The sequence below is a fragment of the Dialister succinatiphilus genome (assembly GCF_928721695.1).
Lineage (GTDB): Bacteria > Bacillota > Negativicutes > Veillonellales > Dialisteraceae > Dialister > Dialister succinatiphilus.
This window is the reverse complement of the sequence record NZ_OV788641.1, coordinates 2224796-2245942: the sequence shown is the minus strand read 5'-3', so window position 1 is coordinate 2245942 and position 21147 is coordinate 2224796. Positions and strand designations below refer to the sequence as shown.

Here is a 21147-nt window from a genome sequence, read left to right as displayed (position 1 = left end):
TTGTATTCAGTTAACCTTATAAAGGAAGGAAATGAAATGGCAGATTTAGCAGTTTCCACCATTGCCCAGGGACTGATGTGGTCCATCCTGGCCATTGGCGTATTTCTATCGTTCCGCGTACTTGATGTACCGGATATGACCTGCGAAGGCAGCTTCCCTCTGGGGGGTGCTATTGCAGCTTCTCTTATTGCTTCCGGCGCCTCTCCATGGGCAGCCATTGCAGCCGGTGCGGCAGGAGGCCTCATTGCAGGCACGGTCACCGGCATCCTTTATACGAAATTAAAGATTCCCGCCATTCTGGCCGGCATCCTTACCATGATTGCCCTTTACTCCATTAACCTTCACATTATGGGAAAGGCCAATATTTCTCTTCTGCGGGTGGATACCGTATTTTCCACCACCGCCAGTCTGCTCCATGTGAGCCAGTCCACGGCAGCCTTCATTGTGCCGGCAGTCCTTATGATTATTATTTCCGCACTTATTTACTGGTTCTTTGGTACGGAACTGGGAATGTGCATCCGCGCTACCGGCTATAATCCTCAGATGGTACGGGCCCAGGGTGTGAACACGGACACCATGATTATTATGGGCCTCTTTATTTCCAATGCCCTCATCGGCCTCTGCGGTGCCGTGGTAGCACAGAACAACGGCTTTGCCGATGTAGGTATGGGCATCGGTACCATCGTTATCGGCCTGGCCTCCGTCATCATTGGTGAAGTGATTCTTGGCGTGGACAGCTTCTCCGGCTCTCTCCTTGCTGTGGTGGTGGGCTCCATTATTTATCGCGTAGTCATTGCAGTGGTGCTCTATCTGGGCATGCCGCCGAACGATTTGAAACTGTTCACCGCTATTCTTGTCATGCTTGCCCTGGCTGCTCCTATGATCAAGGGCAAAGTCAATATAGGAAAGGCAGGCTGATTATGCTTAAAGTTACAGATATCAGCAAAACATTCTTCAAGGGAACCACCAATGAAAAGAAAGCGCTTAGCCATTTGTCCCTGACTCTGAACGACGGTGATTTCTGCACTGTCATCGGCAGCAACGGCGCAGGTAAGAGTACCCTTCTGAACTCTATTGCCGGTGCCTATATTCCTGACAGCGGCACTATTGAAATCAATGGCAATGATGTGACTAAGGTAAGCGAATATAAAAGAGCCAAGTACATCGGCCGGGTTTTCCAGGATCCATTGAAAGGTACAGCCGCCGGCATGCAGGTGGAAGAAAATCTGATTATCGCTTCCCGAAGAGGGGAGAGCCGCCGGCTTCGCTGGGCTTTTTCCTCCGGTGACCATGAAAAATTCCGGGACATGGTAGCTCGTCTGGGCCTTGGCCTGGAAGATCGTCTCTCCACCAGAATCGGACTCCTTTCCGGCGGCCAGCGGCAGGCACTGACCCTCCTTATGGCCACTCTGAAAAAGCCGGACATCCTTCTTCTGGATGAACCTACCGCAGCCCTGGATCCGAAAACTGCAGGCAAAGTACTGAAAATTACCGATGAAATCGTACACGAACAGCACCTCACCACCCTGATGATTACCCACAACATGAGGGATGCCCTGAAATACGGCAACCGCCTCATCATGATGAACAGCGGCACCATTATTGCCGACTACAGTCCTGAAGAAAAGCAGAAACTCACCATCGACGATCTGCTGAAGAAATTTGAGGAAACCTCCGGCGCCATGAGCGATAGAGTTCTTCTTGGATAAACGCCTTGCAATCTATAGTCCGTTCATGTATAATTACACGTGGTTGAACTGTACCCCAGTTTATCGCAACTCCGGCGTAGACCTGGATACAGCAATTTATATTTTTATAGGAGGCTATTATGTTAACAGCTGAAGCAAAAAAAGAAATCATTGACACCTATGCAGTCCACGAAGGCGACACCGGATCTCCGGAAGTACAGATTGCTATCCTCTCCAAGAGAATCGCTCTCCTTACCGAACATCTGAAATCCCACAAGAAAGACCATCATTCCCGCCGCGGCCTGCTGAAAATGGTTGGCCAGCGCAGAAACATGCTGGACTATCTCCGTCGCAAAGACATCGAACGCTACAGAGCTCTCGGTGCAAAACTGGGCCTGCGTCTGAAATAAGATTTCAAAGAAAGAGACTACCGAAAGGTAGTCTTTTTTAGTGAAAAGAGGACCGAAAGATATTCACAAAAAGTGGCTGTATGGCAACAGACAGGCTGCCAGGAGAGGGAAGGGGGATGAAGTATACAGCCTTCTTCCTCTGGAAGACGACTATCCTGCAGCACTGTGGCGTAAGGCTGTTATTCGAGTATAGACTGCATACCATGCGGGTACCTGAATGCCCGACGGTGGTGCCGCAGGCAGTGGATAACAGCAGACTTTTTGTAGGAAAGATAAACTCCCATGAAGTCTGGGATAGCTCATTTTTCAGAGTAAATTTGTCAACTCATGAATTCAATAAAAAGATCCCCACCCTTTGTAAAAAAGGCGGGGATTTTTTTATTGAGCCCGATTTCATCACGACCGGCAACACGAAAAGCCTGAAAGAGCTAGGCCCGACGGATAGAAGACAGATGCGCCAATCTTCCACCGCTCCATCATGACGATGGCCTCTTTCAGGCATTTCGCTTGTAGAACCTCAGAATGAACCGAGGCGTTTAATCAGGTAATGCAGGTCTCACTCATAACGCATCGAACGGACCGAAGCCCGGAGCTCTTATGGTTTCATCCATGCGAGATGGCTTGCAGCCGAACAAGGAACCGGGTATTTTTTCGTGGCCACTCCCCGGACCTTGTCCAAGCTCTCATCTATGCTTATTATACTATATAAAATTCAATAATAGAATAGTATGATAAACAAATATGTTTGCCTATTTCGCAATTAAATATGAATAGATGTAATGAAATAGAGGATACAGGCTTTCTGCAGGAAGAATACCATATGCGAAAGATAAAATTTCTAGGGAAGCGCTGACTAAATCGTTGTCTGATTTTATTCTTGAATTTTTATGCAATGCAAGGAATGGGGCGACGCGAATAGCGAGCTATTTAAGGAGCCCCATGACGAAGCAGTGCATAAAAATTCTTATAAAAGCAGACTCTGCGAATTAATCAGTGCTTCCCTAGACATGTAACTTTCTGAAAAAATTCCCTGACTGCCGGTACAGATATTTCTATGATGGATGAAATGGAACGGCACAAAACCATCCATGAATACCACTCCCACCTATCCGGCCCCTTTTTTCCAATACCAAAGACCTCTATAAAGCTGGGGTGGCAGGCACTTGTAAAGGTAAGCGGGGAAATGCCTGTCCGTCATTTTCCTGCTTTTTGTACTCACCGGCCGGATGGACTTTTTCATCTGATGACGAAACATTCCTATTCACTTTGCCATAACTATCCTGTATAATAAGAAAATACGTGAAAAAGGATTTATTGATTACAGGAGGAAAAGGAATGTTCAAGACATTTCAGATGGAACTGGCCGGTCGTCCGCTTATTATTGAGACTGGCAAGATGGCAAAGCAGGCCAATGGTGCCGTACTGGTGAGATACGGTGATACGGTGGTGCTGGTGGCTACCACTGCCAGCAAGGAACCGAGGGAAGGAACTGATTTCTTCCCCCTGACCGTGGATTATGAAGAAAAGATGTATGCCGTAGGCAAGATGCCCGGAGGATTCCTGCGTCGTGAAGGCCGTCCGGGAAATTCCGCCATTCTGAATGCCCGTCTGATTGACCGTCCTATCCGTCCGCTTTTTGATAAACGCTGCCGCAACGATGTGCATGTGGTGGCTACGGTGCTGTCTGTGGACTACGACAATGCGCCGGAGCTGTGCGGCATGCTGGGGGCTTCTGCTTCCATCGGCATTTCCGATATTCCCTGGGACGGCCCCATTGCCGGCGTTCGTATCGGCAGGGTAGATGGCCAGTATGTGGTGAACCCCACCCAGGAACAGCTGGCAGCTTCTACCATGAACATTACCGTAGCAGGTACAGAAGAAGCCATCATGATGGTTGAAGGCGGCGCCAACGAAGCACCGGAAGAAGAAGTGCTGGATGCTATCCTCTTCGGTCATGAAACCATTAAAGAACTCTGCCGCTTCCAGAAGAAGATCATTGCAGAAGTGGGCAAGGAAAAGAGAAAACTCGTTTTCCCGGAAATTCCGGAAGAAATCGAAAAGGCCGTGGCCGACTATGCCACCGCTGACCTGAAGAAGGCTATTTTCGACGCCGACAAACTCAGAAGAGATGGCAACATTGATGCAGTAAAGAAAGCAGCCAAAGAACATTTCGCTGACATCTATCCCGACAACGGCGGCGACGTGGCAGAAAGCCTGGACCACCTGACAAAGCAGATTGTCCGGGACTCCATTTCCAATGAAGGCATCCGTCCGGACGGCAGAAAGCTCACCGAAATCCGTCCAATTACCTGCGAAGTGGGACTGCTCCCGAGAGTTCACGGCAGCGCCCTCTTCACCCGCGGCCAGACCCAGGCTCTTTCCGTAACCACCCTGGCTCCCATGTCTGAAACCCAGATCATCGATGACCTCACCCCGATTACCGAAAAGAGATACATTCACCAGTACAATTTCCCCTCCTACTGCGTAGGCGAAACCAAGGGCTCCCGGGGACCGGGACGCCGGGAAATCGGTCATGGCGCCCTGGCAGAACGGGCACTCCGTCCGGTGATTCCTTCGGTAGAAGAATTCCCCTATGCCATCCGCGTAGTTTCTGAAATCCTTGAATCCAACGGCTCCTCCTCCCAGGCTTCCGTATGCGGCAGCACCATGTCCCTCATGAATGCCGGCGTACCGATTAAAGCTCCGGTAGCAGGCATTGCTATGGGTCTCATCGAAAACGGCGGCAAGTTCAGCATCCTTTCCGATATCCAGGGCATGGAAGACGCACTGGGGGATATGGACTTCAAGGTGGCCGGCACCGCAAAAGGCGTCACCGCCATCCAGATGGATATCAAAGTTCACGGCATTACCCGTGATATCCTCCTGCAGGCACTGAAACAGGCCCATGAAGGACGGCTCTTCATCCTCGGAAAGATTGCGGAATGCATCGACAAGCCTGCAGACCACCTGTCCCCCTATGCACCGAAGATCATTGCCATCACCATCCCCGTAGACAAGATCCGCGAAGTCATCGGTGCCGGCGGCAAGACCATCAACAAGATCCAGGATGAAACAGGCACGAAGCTGGACATCGAAGAAGACGGCCACGTCTATATTTCCTCCACCGACGAAGAAGCAGCCCAGAAGGCAAAGAAGATCGTAGAAGGCCTCACCCATGAAGTGAAGGCAGGGGAAACCTACCTGGGCCGGGTAACACGGCTCATGAAATTCGGCGCCTTCGTAGAAATCCTGCCGGGCAAAGAAGGCCTGGTCCATGTATCCCAGCTGGCCCTCCACAGAGTGGAAAAGCCGGAAGACGTGGTCCATGTGGGCGATGAAATTATGGTCAAGGTCACCGAAATCGACGACAAAGGCCGGATTAACCTGTCCCGCAAAGCTCTTCTTCTGGACAAGAAAAACAAATGAGAAGCCGGGGATTTGAAATCGTAACGGCCTATGAAGGCAAGGGAATCCATATCCCCGTAAGAAAGACCGCCTCAAGCGCCGGCTACGACATCGAAAGCGCAGCGGACATGGACATTGTTCCGGGCAAAGTCACCCTCATTCCCACAGGCCTCAAGGCCTGCATGGAAGCAGACGAATACCTGGGCATCTACATCCGCTCCAGCATGGCCATCAAACATGGCATTATCCTCATCAACAGCACCGGAATTATCGACTCCGACTACTATAATAACGAGGACAACGAAGGTCACATTATGGTGGCCGTATACAACACAGGAAAAGAACCGTTCCACGTGGCCAAAGGCGACCGGGTGGCCCAAGGGATTTTCCAGAAATACCTGAAGACCGACGGCGACCGGGCCGAAGGAAAACGGACCGGCGGCGTAGGCAGCACCGGAAAATAAAAAAAGGGGCAGTGAGGAAATGGGATTTCATTTCTCACTGCCCTTTTGGGATGTTGACTAAAAGTGGCTGAGGTGGCTGAAGTGACTGAGGGGAACGCCCTGTGGGCGAGGGGGTGGTGTGCCGCAGCAGAATTAAATGGCGGCACGAATATTAGATCCGGCGGCGAAGCCGCAGAATAAAACTTCGCGGCGCTTTCAAATTTGTGCGCCGCACCATCCCCTCGGGCGAAGCCCGTTCCCCCTGAGCCACCTCGCCGAAGGCGATTCCCCTCAGCCACTTCTCACAAGCATGGAGTTGCAACTTATACTTACCATAAAGGAGTAATCATCATGAGCATCGAAAAGGAAAAACTGATTCACCGCAAGCCCATTTACGACGGGCAGATCATCCATGTATTCAAAGACACCGTAGAACTGGCAGGCCGGGAAACCATCCGGGAAGTGGTGCTCCATCAGGGAGCCGCAGCTATTATTCCGGTGACCGACAAAGGTGAAGTGCTCTTCGTGAAACAGTACCGGTACCCCGTGGAAGAGGCACTTCTCGAAATTCCGGCGGGGAAAATGGACCCCGGCGAGACCCCGGAACAGTGCGCCGCCCGGGAATTGGAAGAAGAGACAGGGTACAGGGGAAAACTGACAAAACTGGGCTACGTCTACACCACCCCCGGCTTCTGCAACGAAACCATTCACCTTTACCTGGCCACGGACCTGGTCCACACGAAACAGCACCTGGACGAAGGAGAATTTTTGGACGTCCTCCCCATGCCCCTGAAAAAAGTATGGCAGATGATAGGGGAAGGAAAGATGTTCGACGCCAAGTCATTGGCTGCTTTTGCCATGGCCAAAGGAAAGATATAATAGACAGCTGGCAGGTGGATAAGAGGAAGGTGGTGGTAAATTAGGAATGAAAAATGAATGTACCGGCGCACAAGTCATATAGCTGCCTTATGAAATATGTTAGGAGCGAAGCTGCAGGTGGAAACCTGACGACTCTATTCCCAAAACATGAAATTGACTCTGCATTAGGGCCATTCCTTGGGAAGGGGCTCCCGCGGGGGGGAGTTGATGGAATCGTCCCAAAAGGCCTGACCAGCTCAAAGCTCCATGTGTTCTCACGTCGCCTGGCCAAACAATCGCTGCAGGCCTCGCCTATCCTTTCACACCCAACAGCAGCAGCCAACGCTGGGTGAAATAGAGATTTCCTTCCTTTTCAAAAGGAGCAAATCCGGTCTTTTGACCGCCCTGGAGTTCATTTTCCAGGGCTTTTTTAATTGCCCGGCGGCTCTCTTCCTTTGTTTTTGTCAGATTCAGCCAGGCGGAAAGGGATACTTCGATAGGGTTATGTTCTTCTGTTTTCAAAGTGAATCCATACTTTTCATAAAGCGCCAGAAATTCCGCAAGGCTCCTGTTTTTCACGTGGGACGGGTCCCGGAGAATTTCCAGGGCATCCTCTTTTTCCCGGAGCTCCTCCGATGCCGCTTCCATGTCGATGACCGCTAAGGTGCCTCCTTTTTTAAGAACCCTGGTCATTTCAGAAAAGGGCTTCTCCATTTCAGCAAAGTGGTGGAAAGCGAGCCTGGAAATGACCACGTCAAACGTTTCATCTTCAAAGGGCATGTCTTCCACGATACCGAGTTTGAAATCCATATTGGAGAGCCCCTTTTTTTTGGCAGCTTCTTTTCCCACATCCAGCATGGCTTCTGTGGCGTCCAGGCAGGTCACATGGGCCGCAAAGGGGGCAATGGACCGCCCATTGGCGCAGGTGCCGCTGGCAGCATCCAGGACATTTTCATTACCCCGAAGACGGAGGGACGTTACCGTATGGGCGAGATAGTCTTTTTTGGAAAAATTCATGGCTCCGGACTCAAAATTCTTCGCCTGGAGAGTGAAGGAAGCTCTGATTTTGTCTAATGTGTTCATAATGGGATATCTCCTTATGACTTAAAAGGGCAGTCTTGCCGGAAGTGGTGAAAAGTGAATGAGGGGTAATGCCCTGCGGGCAAGGTGGGGGGAAAAATTAGAAATGAGGAATGAATGTGGCGGCGCACAATTCATATAGCGCCGCGAATAATGCATTCAGCGGTTTTGCCGCAGATGGGTTCCAAATGACTCTGACCCCAAAACATGCAAATGCCTCAGCACGAGGCCTTTCCTCGAAAAGGGGCTCCTGGTGGGAGGGGTTCACGGGGTTCTCGGTCGCCTGGCGGCTCCCTGCGAACTCTGTTCGCTTGCCGCCGCACTGCGGTGGGGTTAGCTGCAGGGAACTGATGGATTCGGCCCGCAGGGCTTGTCCCATCTATTTTCTATCGTCTAACGGTCCAAAAGCTGTTCACTCGATTTATTCGATGTAAAACGATTTCGCCGCGAAGCGGCTGATCCGCTGTCAGCTGTAAGCGGATAGCCACTCTTTTCCTGTCTTTCTCATCTTATTCTATCCCCATATTCTCTCAAATAGCAATGTAGCATAAACCTTCCGGTCCGTAATAAATCTTTATGGTTTCCAACCGTATTGCCCCCTTTCCGCCATGGTACAATAATAGGGATAAAGGAAAGGAGGCGGCTCCATGGAATGGGCTGATGGAAAAAAGCGGTGCTTCTGGGCAAATCCGAAGAATCCGCTGTATGTAAAATATCACGATGAAGAATGGGGGGTGCCGGTGCACGATGACCGGAAGCTCTTTGAAATGCTGCTGCTGGAGTCTTTCCAGGCCGGCCTCTCCTGGGAGTCCATCCTGAATAAGCGGGAGAACTTCCGCCGCGCCTTTGATGGCTTTGACCCGGTAAAGGTGGCCTCCTACGGGGAAGAGAAGATGGAATCCCTCCGGCAGGATGCGGGAATCATCCGGAATCGCCTCAAAATCCGATCCGCCGTGGGCAATGCGAAGGTATTCCTGGCCATCCGGAAGGAATGGAAGACCTTCGACAGCTACCTCTGGCACTGGACGGAAGGCAGGACTATCCGGGAAACAGGGCAGACCTCGTCTCCTCTGTCTGACGCCATTTCCAAAGACCTGAAGAAACGGGGCATGAAGTTCGTGGGCACCACCATCATCTATTCCTACCTCCAGGCAGTGGGGGTGATTGACTCCCATGAGGAGGGGTGTTTTAAGGAAAAGTGGCTAAAGGGTAACGCCTGATGGTGAAGTGACTCAGGGGGAACGCCTACGGCGAGGGGAAGGTGCGGTGCACAATTCATATAGCGCTGCAGATAATGTATTCGGCGGCGATGCCGCAGTATAAAAACTCCGCGGCGCTTCCAAATTTTGTGCGCCGCCACATTCCCCTTGGCCGCAGGCCATTACCCTTGAGTCACTTCGCCGTAGGCGTTACCCCTCCGCCACTTTACACTATCTGTTAATGCTATAATATACATATAACCTGCATTTCATCATTCATACATAAGGAGAGGAGCCCTATGAAGAAAATCGCTTTTTATGGAAAGGGAGGCATTGGCAAATCCACCACTGCTTCCAATGTGTCCGCTGCCCTGAGTCTCATAGGAAAGCGGGTGTGCCAGATCGGCTGTGATCCGAAGAATGATTCCACCCGCCTGCTCCTGGGCCATATCTGCAAGGAAACGGTGCTGGATCAGATCCGCACAAAGGATGCCTCTGAAATTAAAAAAGAGGACATCATCCATACCGGGTTTAACGGAATTACCTGCGTGGAAGCCGGGGGACCGGAGCCGGGGGTAGGCTGTGCCGGCCGGGGCATCATCGTGGCCCTGCAGCTTCTGGACCGCCTCCATGCGCTGCCGGAGTCGGACCTCATCCTATACGACGTACTGGGGGACGTGGTGTGCGGCGGTTTTGCCATGCCTATCCGGGAAGGGTATGCTGAAGAAATCTACGTGGTGTCCTCAGGGGAGCTCATGTCCCTTTACGCCGCCAATAATATTGCCAAGGGCATCCGCCGTTTTGCTTCCCGAGGCAAGGTGCGGCTGGCCGGCATCATCGGCAACAGCCGGAAGGTACCGGGGGAGAAGGAACTGCTTCTGGAGTTTGCGGACATGCTCCATACAAAGCTGGTGGCCTTTGTGCCGAGAGATAAAATCGTGAACCTCGCCGAAAATAACAGGCAGACCGTGCTCCAGTACGCACCGGACTCTGCCCAGGCCGATGTGTACCGGAAGCTGGCGGAGACGATTCTCACCAATGAGAATCTCACCATCCCTACGCCGGTCTCCTTTGATGATCTGGAAAAGCTGGTGAGCCGGTATGGCACTGAAAACTAAGTGGCTTTTTGCAAAAAACAAATCCATGAGCTGCACCATGACCGCCGTATGGAGGGCGGTGGTGGGCTGCAAGGGCTGCGCCGTCATTTTCCACAGCCCCATGGGCTGCGTCCACGTGGCGGCGTCCATGGACCTGGGAAACCATTACCGTCTCTCCGCTGACGGGGAGAGGGAAGTGGAGGAGACAGTACCCCTCGTTTCCTCGAACCTCCGAGAAAAGGACAGCATTTTTGGCGGCATCGACAGGCTCCATGAATGCATTGCCTATGCGGTGAAGACCTGCCATCCCGAATGCCTGGTGATTGCCTCTTCCTGCGTGGCCGGCGTCATTGGCGACGATGTGGATGAAGAAGCCCGGGAGGCAGAGGAGACCTATGGCATTCCGGTGCTGTCCATGGCTTTTTCCGGCTTTCTGGGTGGTGAATATTCCGATGGCTATTATAAAACCATGGATGCCATTATGCACCGGTTTTTCAAAAAGCAGGACCATAAAAAAGGAAAGGTCCTCCTCCTGGGGGACCAGATGGGTCCCGAGGGGCAGTATGCCCGGGAGGTGAAACGGCTTCTTTCTTTCTTCGGACTTACCGTGGATTTCCAGTTTCCCGGCTATGTTCCTTTTTCAAAGTGGAGCCAGGTGACGGAGGCATCCCTGTCTGTCCTTCTGGGTACGGCGGGGCAGCCGAAGGGAATGAAGGAGAGAGCCCTCTGGCTGGAAAGGGAATTTGGCATTCCCTTTTTGGGAGATTGCTACCCTCTGGGACTGGAGGGCACCTGGTCATGGATCAGGCGGCTCGCTGATTTCATGAAGGAAAAAGAAAAAGGGGAGGCCCTTATCCGGGAAGAAATGGAAAGAGTAGAGAAGCGGGTGTCTTCCTTTCTGCCGGTTACAGAGGGGAAGAAGGTATTCATTGCCATTGGCCGGGGGCGGCGCTGGTACCATCCGTCAGGCACCATCCAGTCTCTCCAAAAACTTCACATGGAGCCTGCAGGAGTCATGTTCTTTTCCAATCTTACAGAAGAAGATATGGCGGCAGACAGGGAGGAAATTTCCGCTCTGGGTGATATTCCAGTCTATCATGAGGAAGAAGGTCAGAAGTCCATGGAGACGGCGGACGTTCTTCTCACCACCAATGAAATATACGACTCTTCCCTTCGGCAGCTTTTCATCCCCATGGTGCCTCTGGCGGGGACGGAGGGAGAGCTGGCGTTTCTTACCTCCCTGTACCGACTGCTTTGCCGTCATGGAAGGAAGGGAGGCATGACCTATGTCAAAATGTGAATTTGAATTATCCTGCCACCATAATGATACCTGCGGCCTCACAGGATCCGCTGCCTTTTTTGCATCCATTCCCGGAAGTTTTGTCCTCATAAACGGGCCGCTATGGTGTTATTTCTATGCCATGAAATATATAGATGATGAAAACAGCCGGGCGGCCCGCTGCATCTCTTGCACCGGCACGTCTCCATCGTCTCTGGTATATGGCACGGAAAAAGACATCCTTCGGGGCCTTTCCCGTATTCGAAGCCAGGGCACGGCGGAGCGGGTCTTTCTGGAGAGCAACTGCAGCACCGGTCTCATTGGCGATGATGTAAAGGGCATTGCGGAAGAGTTCGGCGGTCCCTGGCCGGTATATACCATGGACAGCGGCGGATTGAAAGGCTCCTTTGAGAAAGGCTTCGCCCGGGCTTTCCTTCGGGTGGTGGAGGAAATGAAGGAAGGAAGCACCGTTCCTGCTTCCGTGAATGTGCTGGGCCTTTCGGAAGTGTATCTGAAGGGCAGGGAAGAGGGAAATGAAATTCGGCGCATCCTGAAGGGCTGCGGCATCAGGGTCATTTCCACGCCCGGCTGTGAAAGCAGCTGGCATGAAATCATGGAAGCTCCGAAGGCATCTTTCAACCTGGTGGTGCGGGATGAACTGGGCCTTCCGGCGGCAAAGGAAATGGAAAAGCGCTTCCACATTCCCTATGCTTCCGTAGGTCTTCCCTATGGCTTTGAAGGCAGCAGGAAATGGACAGAAAAAGTAATTTCCCTCTTGTCCTTTGGGAAGGCTGAGCCTTTTCTGGACCAGGAAAAAGAAAGGGCTGAGGAAGTCCTTCGAAAGGGAAATGGTCTGGAATCTCTCTGGGGCTCCCTGTGGTTTGATGAGGTGCTGGTGGCGGCACCGCCGTCCGAGGCCCTGGGCATAGCAGAGGCTCTGCGCAGTGAATGGATAGATACGGCCAGGCTTACGGTACACCTCGTTTCACCTGCGGACCGGACCTGTCCTTTGGCTGATGATGTTCGGCTTGTGACGGAAAATGATGAGGATATCAGGAAGGATTACGAAAACTGGAAGGACGGCCTTGTCCTCTCCAGCAGTCACGAAACGACAAGATTGGAAAGGCTTCATAAACCTTTCGTTTCCTGTCATATTGCCCGTCCCTCCTACGATGAATGCTCCTTTTCCGACCTTCCTTACTGCGGTTTTCGAGGCGCTGCCCTGCTCTATGAAAAAATATGGAACGCCCGTCTTCGGCAGATCCGGTATGGGAAACATATAAAATAAACATAGGAAATGTAAAGCACTGATAATTATGGCCTTTGAATTTATCAGTGCTTTTTTAATGCAGGAAAATTATAAGCTACAGGTGAATCAGAGATTTATTAAATAAATCAGAATCATTGCCTTTAAAAATGTAGCAAAAATAGTATAATATATAAAGTAAATTAATAAAAATCATGGAAATTATGAAAAGGACAGGAGATGGGCGAGAAAGTTGGGGAAAGGAATGGCTGGCGGACTGGGAAACTAGTGTGTTGGTGTACTAGCGCTGGTCAGAGTCACTATCGGCTTGCAGCGGGATGTTTTGCCTGCGGCGTAGAATGACTATGGGCAGGAAGATAATACCGTAAAGCCGACTTTATACTCATCACCTGTCAGGGCGATGCCACATTCTCCGAACACTCTGAACTCTCACGCCAAAGGCGTGTCCTGAAGTCTCTAAGGAAAGAGGTATGTATGGACGATATTAAGATTATTTACATGACAAACCATGACAGAAGATATGCTGCCATTAAGAAGGCCTGTGACGGGCTGCAGGAAGAAGGGAAGATTTCAGACCTCTGCATTCCTGTTTTTCTGGAGCGCACCAGCGACTGGGACCGGTCCTGGGAAAGAAAGATGAAAGGCGCTTCTCTGGTCATGATCCATCTGATGAAGAATGGACTGAAATCCCGTTTCTGGAAGGACTGCAGGAATTTTCTGGACAGGTCCGGCATTCCTTACTTTGTGGATGCAGTGGATGGGGATACAGCGGAGCACAGTGGTTCTCTTTCCGATGATATGATGAAGCGGTTCCGCGAATACTGCCTTTACGGGGGCATGGAAAATTTCAGGAATCTCTGGCTCTACGCTTCTTCTCTTTTTGACTCCTCCATTGCAGAGCCGCCGGCTCCCCAGAGCTATACCTGGGCTGGTATTTACGACAGGGACAGTGAAAAAGGATTTACCACGGACCTTTCTTCTTTCCTCCAGAAGTTTTCCGGTGACGAAAAGCCGGTCATCGGTCTCCTGTTTTACCGGGAGGAATGGATCTGGGGGGATCTGTCCTACCAGAACGCTTTTATAGATGAAGCGGAAAAGCAGGGGTACCATGTACTTCCTGTTTTTGCCAATGGGTCGCCCGATGTGAGCCTTGGCATGCCCACCCTGTCCGACGTCATTTCCACCTATTTCATGAAAGATGGGAAGACGGTGATTGATTCTCTGGTGAGCACCATGAAATTTTCCCTTACCGGTAGCGGAAAGGCCAGTGTAGATACGCTGAAAAAGCTGGGGGTGCCCCTGCTTGAAGCCTATACACTCCTGGTTTCGGAAAAGGAATGGCGAGAAAACGGGGAAGGCCTTAACGCCATTGAAACCTCCATTGCTGCTGCCATGCCGGAGCTGGACGGCGTCATTCACGGCGTACCCATTGCCGGCAGAATGAAGAAAGAAGATGGCACTGTGGAATTCAAGCCGATTCCCGAACGGATTAGCCGCATGGTGGGAAAGGCAGGCAAATGGGCAGCCCTTCATAAAATGAAGAACAGCCATAAGAAAGTCGCCCTTATTTTCCACAATTATCCGGCTAAGAATTCCAACATAGGCAGCGCCTCGGGGCTGGATACCATGGAAAGTGCCATTCGTCTCATGAAGCGAATGAAGGAAGACGGGTACACCATCGATTTCATTCCGGAAACAACGGAAAAATTTATCGAACTCATGACCTCCCATGCCACCAATGATATTTCCATGATGACCGAAAAACAGGCAGAGGAATGCCAGAAGCTTTCGGCTAAGGACTACGTGGAATTCTTCCACACCCTGGGCGCCGATGCACAGAAAAAGATGGAAGAGGAATGGGGAAAGGCACCGGGAGACGTGATGATTTCCGAAAAAGGAAATATCCTGGTGCCCGGAACCATGGATGGAAATATGTTCCTTACGGTGCAGCCGTCCCGCCAGTATGGCATGGACCCTTCCAAAGCCTACCATGACCCCTATATTGCACCGACTCACCAGTATCTGGCCTTCTACTACTGGCTCCGTCATGTGTGGAAGGCAGATGCGGTCATCCATATGGGGACCCATGGAAACCTGGAATGGCTGCCGGGGAAGAGTGTAGGACTGGATGAAGAAAGCTATCCAGACATTGCCCTGGGAGACCTGCCCAATGTATATCCCTACCATATGACCATTACCGGCGAAGGCATGATTGCCAAGAGGCGGGCCTCCGGCTGCCTTATCGGCTATATGCCGGCTCCCGTAGCTGATGCCGGTGCTTATGATGAAATCGAAGAACTGGAAAAGACGCTGGATGAATATGCTCACCAGAAGGAAACGGGGAACGGCGCGGAAGATATGAAGCCCACCCTTCTTGGCCTTGTGAAAAAGGCAAAACTGGACCAGGACCTTCCATATAAAGAAGGGGACGACTTTGACGCCTACCTGTCAGATGTGCATAACTATATTGAAGAGTTGAAGGACAGCGAGGTCCATGTGGGACTTCATATCCTGGGACAGCCTCTGGAGGGAGACCTTTTGACTGATGGCATTCTCCAGCTTCTCCGCCTGTCCAATGACAAGGTGCCCTCCATTTACGACCTGTGGGCAGAAAAGTATCACACCACCCTGGATACGATCCAGAGCCGGTCCGCCGAAGTGGATGAAGAGATGAAATGTACCTACGGCGAGCTGATGAGCCGTATCAGAAAAGAAACGAAGACGGTTATCAAAGCGGTGCAGGATGGAGGCTTCACAAAAGAAGCAGTTTCCAAAGCCCTTTCCCTTCCCGAAGCTGAAGGGGAAAAGGAATGGAAGGATAAACTGGAAGCTCTTCTCCATTTCGTAACCGATGAAATCTATCCCCGTCTTGAAAGAACGGGGGAGGAAATGGACCATACCCTGGATGCCCTGGACGGACGGTATGTGGAACCCGGGCCTTCCGGCTCTCCCAATGCCGGCGGTGTCAGCCTCCTTCCTTCGGGACGAAATTTCTACGGCGTGGATCCAAGAACTCTGCCTTCACCTACAGGCTGGCAGCTGGGCGTGAAGCTGGGGGACAAGATGATTGAAAAATTCATTGCCGACCAGGGAAAATACCCTGAAAATATCGGCATGGTCCTCTGGTCCGGCCCCAATATGCGTTCCTCCGGCCAGGATATTGCGGAATTCCTCTACATGCTGGGCATCCGCCCCCGGTGGCAGAAGGGAAGCCTTAAGGTATCGGATCTGGAAGTGATACCTCTTTCGGAACTGAAACGGCCCAGAATCGATGTGACCGGTCGTATCAGCGGCCTGTTCCGGGATACCCTGCCCCAGCTGGCAGAACTCATGGACAAGGCAGTGCTTCTGGCAGCCTCCCAGGATGAATCGGATGAAGACAATTTCGTCAGAAAACATGTGAAAGAGGACACGAAGATCATGGAAGACGAAGGGGTAGATGCCGACGATGCATGGAGAAATGCGGCTTTCCGTATTTTCGGCGATGCCCCCGGTACTTACGGCGCCGGCGTGAATACGGTGCTGGACTCCAAGAACTGGCAGAATGAAGACGATCTGGCCAATGTGTATGTCCGCTGGGGCGGTCATGTCTTCGGCGGCGGAAACCGGGGTGTCTTCAAGCCGGAACTCTTTAAGAAACGGCTCTCCTCTCTGGACCTCACCGTAAAGAATGAAGAAAACCATGAAAGCAATATTTTAAGCTCCGATGACTACAACGCTTTCCATGGCGGCATGATTGCGGCAGTGAAGAGCCTTGGCGGCAAAACACCGGAGTCCTACGTAGGAGACAGCACCAACCGCTCTTCCGTAGGCGTGAAGACGGTGCAGGAAGAAATGAAACGGGTCTTCCGCAGTGAATCCATGAACCCGAAATTCATCGAAGGTCTCATGAAACATGGCTATAAAGGAGCCACGGACCTGGCTAACCGCCTGTCTATCAGCTTCCAGTGGGATGCTACCAGCGGCGTTATGGACGACTGGATGTATGAGCAGTATGCCAAAAAATATGCCCTGGATCCCAAAATGCAGCAGTGGATGAAAAAGGTGAATCCCTGGGCCCTGCAGAATATGGCGGAAACCCTTTTGGAAGCAGACCAGCGCAAGATGTGGAATGCAGGGGATGAAATGAAGGAAGAACTGCAGCAGCTCTACCTTTCTGTGGAAGGAGAACTGGAAGACGACGGAGACGACGATGAATAGCATACCGCCTATCCGCATGCTGGTGCTTACCCTCACAGGCCGCTGCAACTTTTCCTGCCGCTACTGCTATGCTTCTGATGTGGATGCAGTGGACATGGACGAGGAAACGGCCGTAGAGGCGGTCATGATGGCCGGCGCTTCAGGAGAACGCTTTCTCCTCCAGTTTTCCGGCGGAGAGCCGCTCCTTCGTTTTCCTCTCATCAGAAAACTGGTTCATGTGGTGGAAGAAAACCATTTCAATGCGCAGATGCAGATCCAGACCAACGGCTCTCTCCTCACCAGGGACATAGGCCGATTTCTCTATGACCATGGTGTGGGCATCGGCATTTCCTGTGACGGCAGGCCTTCTGTCATGGACAGGACCAGGCCCGTCAAGGATGGCTCCTCTTCCTCAAAGGCTGCGGCCCGGGGCTTCCGCCATCTGGCGGAAGAGGGCATCGGCACCGGCATTACCTGTGTTGTCACCGATGATATGGTGAACGACCTTCCCGGCATTGCAGACATGGCCCATTTCTACGGCAATGTACACCAGGTGGGCTTTGACATCCTTCGGGAGCAGGGAAGAGGGGAAAACCTTCATGAACCTTCAGCCCGGGACATGGAAAAGGCACTGGAGGCGGTATACAACCGTATGGCCATGCTGGAAAAAGTAACAGGCCGCCATATCCATTTCACCCAGGAAGATCGGGTGGCACATCTCTATGGCGGGGGAAACCATGAGTTTCCCCAGTGCTACGCCATGAACGGCGAGGCTGCCTTTGTAGATGTACATGGCGTAATATACGCCTGCTCGTCTCTCATGGGACGGGAAACATACCGGCTGGGTACGGTGAAAACCGGCAGGGACCCGGACAAAGTAAGGGAAGTGGGCGCCTTTATCAAAAAGGCCATGAGCCCATGCCGCAGCTGTGAGTACTTTCCCCTCTGCGGCGGCGGATGCTTCTCAAGGTGGCTTGATAAAGAGGGCCGCGTAAGGCCTTCCGATGCAGAATGTGCCATGAAGAAGTTCTTCATCCGGAAGTATCTGGAGAAAAACCGGTGAGACTGGCAAAGAGTTATTTTGTTTGGGAAGCTGATGGGGAAAGGGTTCAGAATGTTCGAAGGATGGCAGCGGCGCCCTGCGGGTGCAGTATATATGCTGCCTGCAGCAGGCTCACCAGCCTGCCAGCTGACTAGGACACTAGCTGACTAATTAGCTGATTGGAACACTAGTACACTATCCCACCAGCTCACTACATACTATTTCTAACATACAAGGAGGATATATGAAAAGACAGGGAACATTTCCATTTACTGCCATTATCGGGCAGGATACCATGAAGAAGGCCTTAGTGCTGAATGTTGTCAATCCAAAGCTGGGCGGCGTGCTCATCCAGGGGGAGAAGGGGACGGCCAAGTCTACGGCTGTCCGTGCGCTGGCCGACCTTTTGCCACCGCGCCGGTGCATCAAGGGCTGCCGTTTCCACTGCGACCCCGATGACCGGGCCAACTGGTGCGATGAATGCCATGAAAAATACGACCATGAAGAACCGCCGGTAGAAATGCTCCCCATGAAAGTGGTGGAACTTCCTGTCAGCGCTACGGAAGACCGCGTGGTAGGTACACTGGACATTGAAGCGGCCATCCGCGAAGGAAAGCGTTCTTTTGAAACAGGGATTCTGGCAGATGCCAATCGAAATATTCTTTATGTCGATGAAATCAACCTGCTTGATGACCATGTAGTAGATGTGCTGCTGGACTCCGCTGCCATGGGTATCAACACGGTGGAACGAGAAGGAATTTCCTACTCCCATCCCGCCCGTTTCTCCCTGGTAGGCACCATGAACCCGGAAGAAGGGGATATCCGTCCCCAGCTTTTGGACCGCTTTGCCCTTTCTGTCAAAGTGGCCGGTGAACAGGACCCGGAAAAGAGGGCCGAAATCATTAAGAGAAGACTGGCCTATGAAGCAGATCCTGAACCTTTCCTGGAACAGTGGAAGGATGAACAGGCAAAAGAAGTGCGCCGCATTGAAAGAGCCATGAAACTGCTGCCCCAGGTGACAGTTTCCAACGATATCCTTCTTCTGGCAGCCAGAATTTCCATTACCCTGGGGGTAGACGGACATCGTGCCGACATTACCCTGATTAAAACTGCTGAAACCATTGCAGCCGTGGCAGGACATACAGAAGTCACCAAAGAAGACATCCGGGAAGCTTCCAGACTGGCCCTGCCTCATCGTATGAGACGCCGTCCCTTCGAAGAACAGACACTGGACTGGACTGAAGTGGACAAGGTCATTGACGATGAAGCGTAATGTATTTCCTTTTGCCGCTATCTGCGGCATGGAAAAAGCCAAAGAAGCCATCCTCCTCACCCTGGTGAACCCCTTTGCCGGCGGCCTTCTCCTGTCCGGAGAAAAAGGCAGCGGCAAGTCCACCCTGGTGAGAAGCGCCAGGGAACTGGTGGACGCTCCCTGGGTGGAAATCCCTATCAGTGTCACGGAAGACCGGCTCTTTGGTTCCATCGATGCAGAAGAGGCTATCCGCAGCGGTCATAAAAAACTCCTTCCCGGACTGATTGACGAAGCGGATAAGGGCATTATTTATATGGATGATGTAAACCTCCTTCGGGACGATCTCCTTTCTGCGGTGCTGAACATCCGCGAAGCCGGCGGATACCGTCTGGAAAGGGACGGCCTTTCGGAGGAAAGGAAGACGGCCTTCACCGTACTGGCTGTAATGAATCCGGATAGCGGTACCCTTTCCGCCTCTTCCCTGGACCGGTTCGGCCTTTTTGCAGAGGCCGACCCCTCCTGCGACGAACAGGCAAGGCAGGAAATCATCCGCCGGGTGCTGGCCTTTGAAAAGGACGGCATCGCTTTCCGGGCCCAATGGCAGGAAGAAACGGAAGCCCTGAAAAAGAAAGTGGAAGAAGCCAGAAATGCTCTGGGCAGTGTGGAAGTTTCGGATGCCATGGTGCAGCTGGCGGCAGTATATACCCTAAAAGCCCATGTGGCAGGCCACAGGGCTGATATTTACCTCATCGAAGCGGCCAGGGCCGAAGCCGCTCTGGCGGGAAGAAAGTACGTGCTCCCCAAGGATCTGGAAAAGGCTGCGGAATTCGTCCTGCCCCATCGCATGAGGAAAGCGGAAGAACAGCAGCCTCCAGAAGATATGAAACCCGAGCAGCAGGAGGAAGAAAACAGACCTCCGGAAAAAGAGCCGGAACAGCCAAGCGCATCGGAAACTGAATTCAGCCATCCGCCAGAAGCCCAGCCTCCCCAGATGGATACGGAGGATGCAGATGACAGCAATCATGAGCAGAATGAAGACAATGCGCAGATGTCCAATCCCCGCGGTCAGAGCCGGGAGAGAATCGACGATGCGGACCTTCATGTGAATCTGCCGCCTATGTGGATAGAACCGTCTAAAGACAGGAAACCGAAAAAAGGAAGCGGCAAACGAAGTCTCACCATGACAGATCTCATGCAGGGACGCTACGTAAGGGCGGAAATCCCCAGGGCCAAAACATCGGACATTGCATTCGATGCCACCCTCCGCGCTGCAGCGCCCTACCAGAGGGCAAGACCTTCCAACGGCTGTGCTGTGGTTATCAGGAAAGAAGATCTTCGTAGCAAGGTCCGTGAAAAGCGGACCGGCAATATTTTCCTCTTTGTTGTAGATGCCAGCGGCTCCATGGGCGCCAGAGAACGAATGAAAACGGTGAAAGGGGTCATTTTCAAAATTCTTTTGGATGCCTACCAGAAACGAGACCGGGTAGGTATGGTGGCTTTCCGCAAAAAACAGGCGGAAGTCCTTCTTCCCGTCACAAGGTCCGTAGACTTTGCCCAGAAGAAACTGGCTTCCATGCCTACCGGAGGCAAGACACCTCTGGCCAAGGGACTCCTTAAGGCGGAAGACGTGCTGGACATGCTTTACCGCCAGGATGCGAACCAGGACCCCGTGGTCATCCTCATCACCGACGGCAGGGCTACCAGTCCCCTGAACAAAGGAACCAACCCCGTCACCGATGCTATGGAAGAGGCCAAACGCATCGGCAGGAGACATATTCCTGTGGCAGTGATTGATACGGAATCCGGCTTCATCAAACTGGGCCTTGCTAAAAAGCTGGCTAAAGCCATGGGAGCCTCCTACTTCCAGGTGGATAAAATTTCAGAAGACCAGCTCCTCCATATCTGGAGAACCGCGGCCAATAGGTAAGGGATTCCCGGTACTGCGGTA

Annotated in this window: 16 protein-coding genes; 15 read left to right on the top strand and 1 reads right to left on the bottom strand. The window is 52.1% G+C overall.

The genetic code is table 11. The annotated features are described in order from the left end of the window. Positions 1–36: 36 nt before the first annotated feature. The 7 genes from NW747_RS09465 (at position 37) to NW747_RS09435 (ending at position 6825) form a co-directional block, all read left to right on the top strand. A complete protein-coding gene (locus NW747_RS09465; RefSeq protein WP_008858836.1) occupies positions 37–918 on the top strand; it encodes an ABC transporter permease in 882 nt (293 codons plus the stop codon). A 2-nt stretch (positions 919–920) separates the two neighbouring features. Beyond that, on the top strand, positions 921–1709 hold the full coding sequence (locus NW747_RS09460) for an ABC transporter ATP-binding protein (RefSeq protein WP_273187155.1): 789 nt from the start codon (positions 921–923) through the stop codon (positions 1707–1709). A 119-nt stretch (positions 1710–1828) separates the two neighbouring features. After that, positions 1829–2098, top strand: coding sequence for a 30S ribosomal protein S15 (gene rpsO, locus NW747_RS09455; RefSeq protein ID WP_008858838.1), 270 nt, complete (start codon positions 1829–1831; stop codon positions 2096–2098). Positions 2099–2178: 80 nt separating this feature from the next. Beyond that, complete coding sequence (locus NW747_RS09450) at positions 2179–2580, top strand: hypothetical protein (RefSeq protein WP_273187153.1); 402 nt, start codon at positions 2179–2181, stop codon at positions 2578–2580. A gap of 853 nt (positions 2581–3433) precedes the next feature. Further along, positions 3434–5524 (top strand): polyribonucleotide nucleotidyltransferase, encoded by a 2091-nt coding sequence (locus tag NW747_RS09445; RefSeq protein WP_273187152.1) that lies wholly within the window; start codon positions 3434–3436, stop codon positions 5522–5524. Next, the gene (gene dut / locus NW747_RS09440; RefSeq protein WP_273187149.1) at positions 5521–5967 is read left to right on the top strand and encodes a dUTP diphosphatase; all 447 of its coding nucleotides are present in this window, start codon (positions 5521–5523) and stop codon (positions 5965–5967) included. Before NW747_RS09445 ends, dut begins: the two co-directional genes overlap by 4 nt. Positions 5968–6297: 330 nt before the next feature. Further along, entirely contained in the window at positions 6298–6825 is a 528-nt protein-coding gene (locus NW747_RS09435; protein ID WP_273187146.1) for an NUDIX hydrolase, read from the top strand. Positions 6826–7116: 291 nt separating this feature from the next. On the opposite strand, the gene NW747_RS09430 is transcribed toward NW747_RS09435, so the two are convergent. After that, on the bottom strand, positions 7117–7887 hold the full coding sequence (locus tag NW747_RS09430) for a class I SAM-dependent methyltransferase (protein WP_273187144.1): 771 nt from the start codon (positions 7885–7887) through the stop codon (positions 7117–7119). A gap of 644 nt (positions 7888–8531) precedes the next feature. Between NW747_RS09430 and NW747_RS09425 the strand changes: the two genes are divergently transcribed. The 8 genes from NW747_RS09425 to NW747_RS09390 all read left to right on the top strand — a co-directional run bounded on the left by NW747_RS09425 (position 8532) and on the right by NW747_RS09390 (position 21126). After that, a complete protein-coding gene (locus tag NW747_RS09425) occupies positions 8532–9104 on the top strand; it encodes a DNA-3-methyladenine glycosylase I (RefSeq protein ID WP_273187142.1) in 573 nt (190 codons plus the stop codon). A 278-nt stretch (positions 9105–9382) separates the two neighbouring features. Next, positions 9383–10201 carry a nitrogenase iron protein NifH gene (locus tag NW747_RS09420; protein WP_273187141.1) on the top strand — a complete coding sequence of 273 codons (819 nt, stop codon included), beginning with the start codon at positions 9383–9385 and terminating at the stop codon, positions 10199–10201. Continuing rightward, entirely contained in the window at positions 10185–11480 is a 1296-nt protein-coding gene (locus tag NW747_RS09415) for a nitrogenase component 1 (protein WP_273187139.1), read from the top strand. The genes NW747_RS09420 and NW747_RS09415 overlap by 17 nt, the downstream gene beginning before the upstream one ends. Then, positions 11467–12747, top strand: a complete 1281-nt coding sequence (locus NW747_RS09410) for a nitrogenase component 1 (RefSeq protein ID WP_273187137.1) — start codon at positions 11467–11469, stop codon at positions 12745–12747. The genes NW747_RS09415 and NW747_RS09410 overlap by 14 nt, the downstream gene beginning before the upstream one ends. A 453-nt stretch (positions 12748–13200) precedes the next feature. Beyond that, the gene (gene cobN / locus NW747_RS09405) at positions 13201–16926 is read left to right on the top strand and encodes a cobaltochelatase subunit CobN (RefSeq protein ID WP_273187134.1); all 3726 of its coding nucleotides are present in this window, start codon (positions 13201–13203) and stop codon (positions 16924–16926) included. Next, positions 16919–17968 (top strand): radical SAM/SPASM domain-containing protein, encoded by a 1050-nt coding sequence (locus tag NW747_RS09400; protein WP_273187131.1) that lies wholly within the window; start codon positions 16919–16921, stop codon positions 17966–17968. Before cobN ends, NW747_RS09400 begins: the two co-directional genes overlap by 8 nt. A gap of 223 nt (positions 17969–18191) precedes the next feature. Further along, positions 18192–19220, top strand: coding sequence for a magnesium chelatase ATPase subunit I (locus tag NW747_RS09395; RefSeq protein WP_273094532.1), 1029 nt, complete (start codon positions 18192–18194; stop codon positions 19218–19220). Continuing rightward, positions 19210–21126: a VWA domain-containing protein gene (locus NW747_RS09390; protein WP_273187129.1), complete on the top strand. Its 1917-nt coding sequence runs from the start codon at positions 19210–19212 to the stop codon at positions 21124–21126. The genes NW747_RS09395 and NW747_RS09390 overlap by 11 nt, the downstream gene beginning before the upstream one ends. Positions 21127–21147: the final 21 nt, after the last annotated feature.

Excerpts from the sequence above, each read along its gene's own strand:
- NW747_RS09435 (WP_273187146.1), top strand. The coding sequence starts at position 6,298 with ATGAGCATCGAAAAGGAAAAACTGATTCACCGCAAGCCCATTTACGAC.
- NW747_RS09460 (WP_273187155.1), top strand. The coding sequence starts at position 921 with ATGCTTAAAGTTACAGATATCAGCAAAACATTCTTCAAGGGAACCACC.
- cobN (WP_273187134.1), top strand. The coding sequence starts at position 13,201 with ATGGACGATATTAAGATTATTTACATGACAAACCATGACAGAAGATAT.
- rpsO (WP_008858838.1), top strand. The coding sequence starts at position 1,829 with ATGTTAACAGCTGAAGCAAAAAAAGAAATCATTGACACCTATGCAGTC.
- NW747_RS09465 (WP_008858836.1), top strand. The coding sequence starts at position 37 with ATGGCAGATTTAGCAGTTTCCACCATTGCCCAGGGACTGATGTGGTCC.
- NW747_RS09415 (WP_273187139.1), top strand. The coding sequence starts at position 10,185 with ATGGCACTGAAAACTAAGTGGCTTTTTGCAAAAAACAAATCCATGAGC.
- NW747_RS09410 (WP_273187137.1), top strand. The coding sequence starts at position 11,467 with ATGTCAAAATGTGAATTTGAATTATCCTGCCACCATAATGATACCTGC.
- NW747_RS09420 (WP_273187141.1), top strand. The coding sequence starts at position 9,383 with ATGAAGAAAATCGCTTTTTATGGAAAGGGAGGCATTGGCAAATCCACC.
- dut (WP_273187149.1), top strand. The coding sequence starts at position 5,521 with ATGAGAAGCCGGGGATTTGAAATCGTAACGGCCTATGAAGGCAAGGGA.
- NW747_RS09425 (WP_273187142.1), top strand. The coding sequence starts at position 8,532 with ATGGAATGGGCTGATGGAAAAAAGCGGTGCTTCTGGGCAAATCCGAAG.
- NW747_RS09450 (WP_273187153.1), top strand. The coding sequence starts at position 2,179 with ATGGCAACAGACAGGCTGCCAGGAGAGGGAAGGGGGATGAAGTATACA.
- NW747_RS09390 (WP_273187129.1), top strand. The coding sequence starts at position 19,210 with ATGAAGCGTAATGTATTTCCTTTTGCCGCTATCTGCGGCATGGAAAAA.
- NW747_RS09430 (WP_273187144.1), bottom strand. The coding sequence starts at position 7,887 with ATGAACACATTAGACAAAATCAGAGCTTCCTTCACTCTCCAGGCGAAG.
- NW747_RS09395 (WP_273094532.1), top strand. The coding sequence starts at position 18,192 with ATGAAAAGACAGGGAACATTTCCATTTACTGCCATTATCGGGCAGGAT.
- NW747_RS09445 (WP_273187152.1), top strand. The coding sequence starts at position 3,434 with ATGTTCAAGACATTTCAGATGGAACTGGCCGGTCGTCCGCTTATTATT.
- NW747_RS09400 (WP_273187131.1), top strand. The coding sequence starts at position 16,919 with ATGAATAGCATACCGCCTATCCGCATGCTGGTGCTTACCCTCACAGGC.